The organism is Amycolatopsis sp. NPDC003861 (assembly GCF_053605405.1).
This window is the reverse complement of the sequence record NZ_JBSGJD010000463.1, coordinates 1-3,403: the sequence shown is the minus strand read 5'-3', so window position 1 is coordinate 3,403 and position 3,403 is coordinate 1. Positions and strand designations below refer to the sequence as shown.

Genomic DNA, 3,403 nt, shown 5'->3' with positions numbered 1-3,403 from the left:
CCGCGGGCCGGGCGAGCGGCCCGCAGCCGTGCGGCGGCGGGCAGCTCGACCGCCCGCGAAGAACCGGACCGCGTCAGCCGACCCAGCGGCGGTAAGCCGCCAGGTCCACGTTCCCACCGCACACGATGGTCGCCACGTGCTGGCCCGCGAAGCGGTCGCGGTTCTCCAATACCGCCGCGATGCCCAGCGCCGCCGACGGTTCGACCACCAGGCCGGCGTGCTCCAGCAGCAGCCGCATCCCCGCGATGATCGACGTCTCCGAGACGAGGACTGCGTCGTCCGCGACGAGGAGGAGGTCGGCCAGGACCTCCGGGATGGGGCGCCGGCCGGCGACGCCGTCGGCGATCGTGTTCGTCGGGCCCGTGGTGATCACGCGGCCGGCGTGCCACGAGCGGGTCATCGCCGGGGCGCCCTCCGGCTGGATGCCGAGCACCTCGGTGCCGGGGGCGCAGGTCCGCAGCACGTGCCCGACCCCGGTCGCCAGGGCCCCGCCGCCGAGGGCGATCAGGACCGCGTCGAACGACGGGCCGGCGGCCACCAGCTCCAGGCCGATGGTCGCCGCCCCTTCGCACGTTTCGAGGTCCAGGCTGTCTTCGAGCAGCCGGATGCCGTCGCCGCGGGCGATGGCCGCCGCGCGCTCGCGGGCCAGTTCGTGGTCGCCGTCCACCAGTTCCAGGCGGGCGCCCAGCGCGCGGATGCGCTCGAGCTTGGCCGCCGTCGCGTGCCGCGAAGCCACGACCGTGACGTCGAGCCCCCGGTTGCGGCCGGACCACGCGAGCGCCTGGCCGAGGTTGCCCGCGCTGGCGCACACCACCGCCCCGGTGAGCGCACTCGCCACCACTTCGGTGCCGCGGCCCTTGAAGCTCCGCACCGGGTTCGCCGTCTCGAGCTTGATGCTCACCGCGCACCCGAGCACCGGCTCCAGCGCCTCGCAGCGGTACAGCGGCGTGTCGAGGAAGACGGGGTCGATCACCTGGCGGGCCGCCTGGATCCGGCCGAGGTCGAGGCGCGTTTCCGGCACGGCCGAAGCCTAGTGCGCGGGCTGGAACAGCTCCACGAGGTTTCCGGCCGGGTCCGCCAGGAGGATCTGCCGCCCGCCCGGGCCGGACACCACGTCGGTGCGGAAGGTGACCCCGGCGTCGGCCAGCCGCGCGATCTCGGCGTCGAGGTCGGCGACGATCAGGTGGATGCGGTTGCGCCCGGCGGCGGCGGAGTCCGCGGGGGTGGCGCGGGCGCCCGAGCTCGCCGGGCCGGAGAGCAGCAGCCGCAGCGGTCCGCGGACGACGTCGGCGAACGCCGGGGCCGCGCTCATCCGCACCGTGAAGCCCAGGTGGGTGGTGTAGAAGTCGATCGCCGCCGGGACGTCGTCGACGACGTACCGGACACTGGCGTGCTCGGTCATGACCGGGCCTCCTTCTCTTGTGGCACACCGAGTTCCGGCAGCAAGTGCCGGATCCGCCGGTCGAGCTCCGCGGCCGTCTCGGAAAAGGAGCCCGGCTCGGGGATGCTCCAGTGCCGGCGCCGCGGGTGGTGCGGGAACTCCGGGCAGACTTCGCGTACCTTGTCGCACACCGTGACGACGTGGTCGAACCGCCGCCCGGCGACCGTGTCCAGGTGCCGCGGCCGCTGCCCGGTGACGTCGATGCCGAACTCCTCGCCCAGCACCCGGACCGCGGCGGGGTGCAGGGCGGCCTTCGGGTGGCTGCCCGCACTGGTCACCGTGACCACCCCGGCGGATCGCCGGCGCAGCAGAGCTTCGGCGATCGGCGAGCGGGCACTGTTTCCGGTGCACAGGAACAGCACCGCGACCCGCCCGGGCGGCGGGATTTCCGGGCGCAGCGCGGGGTGCAGGGCCACTCCGGTATCGGCCAGCGCGCCGGCGCAGCGGGCGAGATCGAGGTGGTAGTAGCTGTCCCGGCCGTCGAAGCTGCTGCGCGCGGCGGTGACCAAGCCACCGCCGCGCAGCAGCCGCAGGTGGTAGGAGACCAGGTTCTGCGGCTCGCCGACGCGCGCCACCAGTTCCCGGACCCGCAGGTCGCCGCCGGCGAGCGCGGTCAGCAGCGACCACCGCACCGGGTGGGCGGCCAGGCGGACGAACTCGGGTGGCTGGACGGCCATCCCCGGACAGTACATCAAATGGGTTTGATGGAAAAGCGCGTCATGATGGACCCGAGCGAGAGGACGGCGGATGGACGGACTGACCGAAGAGGAGGCCGCGGTCGTCGCGGTGGTGCGGGACTTCGTCGACCGCGACGTCCGGCCGGTGGCGCGGGACCTCGACCACACCGACACCTACCCGGAAGCGCTCATCGAGCGGATGAAGGAACTCGGCGTCTTCGGGCTGGCCGTGCCCGAAGCCTGGGGCGGCACGCCCGTCTCCGCCCGGTGCTACGCCGAGGTCACCGAGGAACTGGCGCGCGGCTGGATGAGCCTCGCCGGCGCGATGGGCGGCCACACCGTCGTCGCGAAACTGCTCGTCGCCCACGGCACCCGCGAACAGCAGGAGCGCTACCTGCCGCGGATGGCCACCGGCGAGGTCCGCGCGACGATGGCGCTCACCGAACCCGGCGGCGGCTCCGACCTGCAGGCCCTGCGCACCACCGCCCGCCGCGAGGGGACGTCCTACGTGGTCGACGGCGCGAAGACCTGGATCACCAACGCCCGCCGCTCGCAGCTGGTCGCCCTGCTGTGCAAGACCGACCCGCACGCCGAGCCCGCGCACGCGGGCATCAGCATCCTGCTCGTCGAGCACGGGCCGGGCTTCGAGGTCTCCCGCGACCTCCCGAAGCTCGGCTACAAAGGGGTCGAGAGCTGCGAATTGTCCTTTTCGGACTTCCGGGTCCCGGTGGCCGCGCTGCTGGGCGGGGCCGAGGGGCGGGGCTTCGCGCAGATGATGCGCGGGCTGGAGATCGGCCGCATCCAGGTGGCCGCCCGCGCCCTCGGCGTCGGGCGGGCCGCGGTCGAGGATTCGCTGCGGTACGCCCAGGAACGCGAGACGTTCGGCAAGCCGATCTGGCAGCACCAGTCGGTCGGCAACCTCCTCGCCGACATGGCCACCAAGCTGGAGGCGGCCCGCCAGCTCGTCCACCACGCCGCCCGCCGCTACGACTCCGGCGAACGCGCGGATCTCGAGGCGGGGATGGCGAAGCTGTTCGCTTCCGAGACGGCGATGGAGATCGCGTTGAACGCCGTTCGCATCCACGGCGGCTACGGCTATTCGACGGAGTTCGACGTCGAACGGTACTTCCGGGACGCGCCGCTGATGATCGTCGGCGAGGGCACCAACGAGATCCAGCGCACGGTGATCACCCGGCAGCTGATCCGGCGGCACCGGCCGGGCTGAGGTGGAGTGAGCGTGGTGGGCCGTGCCGTCTTGGGGGGAGGGGATGGCACGACCCACCAC

At 73.3% G+C, this 3,403-nt stretch carries 4 protein-coding genes; 1 reads left to right on the top strand and 3 read right to left on the bottom strand.

Going from position 1 to position 3,403, the window contains the following annotated elements; all coding sequences use genetic code 11:
- Positions 1 to 73: 73 nt before the first annotated feature.
- The 3 genes from ACWEVN_RS47270 to ACWEVN_RS47260 are packed head-to-tail and all read right to left on the bottom strand — an operon-like array spanning position 74 to position 2,118.
- On the bottom strand, positions 74 to 1,021 hold the full coding sequence (locus ACWEVN_RS47270) for a threonine ammonia-lyase (protein ID WP_452055632.1): 948 nt from the start codon (positions 1,019 to 1,021) through the stop codon (positions 74 to 76).
- A 9-nt stretch (positions 1,022 to 1,030) separates the two neighbouring features.
- The gene (locus tag ACWEVN_RS47265; RefSeq protein WP_452055631.1) at positions 1,031 to 1,402 is read right to left on the bottom strand and encodes a VOC family protein; all 372 of its coding nucleotides are present in this window, start codon (positions 1,400 to 1,402) and stop codon (positions 1,031 to 1,033) included.
- Positions 1,399 to 2,118 carry an arsenate reductase/protein-tyrosine-phosphatase family protein gene (locus ACWEVN_RS47260; RefSeq protein ID WP_452055630.1) on the bottom strand — a complete coding sequence of 240 codons (720 nt, stop codon included), beginning with the start codon at positions 2,116 to 2,118 and terminating at the stop codon, positions 1,399 to 1,401. Before ACWEVN_RS47260 ends, ACWEVN_RS47265 begins: the two co-directional genes overlap by 4 nt.
- A 70-nt stretch (positions 2,119 to 2,188) precedes the next feature.
- Between ACWEVN_RS47260 and ACWEVN_RS47255 the strand changes: the two genes are divergently transcribed.
- Positions 2,189 to 3,343 (top strand): acyl-CoA dehydrogenase family protein, encoded by a 1,155-nt coding sequence (locus ACWEVN_RS47255; RefSeq protein ID WP_452055629.1) that lies wholly within the window; start codon positions 2,189 to 2,191, stop codon positions 3,341 to 3,343.
- Positions 3,344 to 3,403: the final 60 nt, after the last annotated feature.